We start from the raw sequence: 246 nt of genomic DNA on the forward strand, positions 1-246 counted from the left end.
GCGTCTCGTAACGGGACCGGCTTGGGAGTCAGGGTGCTCGGCAGTGCCGACACCCCGGCTCTTCGCGCTCTTGCCCAGGAAGATCCGGTGGCGAACGTCTTCATCCTGGCGCAACTGGACAGTACCGGGACGGCGGCTCCAACCAGCGCCGGCGCAAGTATTTTTGGAGTGTTCGACGACGGAAACCTTCTGGGCGCCTGCTGGGCAGGGGCCAACTTGGTTCCGATCCAGCTGGACCCGGCGTTG

Annotated in this window: 1 protein-coding gene; it reads left to right on the top strand. The window is 65.0% G+C overall.

Going from position 1 to position 246, the window contains the following annotated elements:
* Positions 1–33: 33 nt before the first annotated feature.
* Positions 34–246, top strand: a 213-nt coding sequence (locus SB764_RS43565) for a DUF4081 domain-containing protein (RefSeq protein ID WP_410867247.1), incomplete at its 3' end; no start/stop codon positions are given.

The sequence above is a fragment of the Paraburkholderia sp. SIMBA_027 genome (genome assembly GCF_046535315.1).
In the GTDB taxonomy this organism is placed as follows: domain Bacteria; phylum Pseudomonadota; class Gammaproteobacteria; order Burkholderiales; family Burkholderiaceae; genus Paraburkholderia; species Paraburkholderia tropica.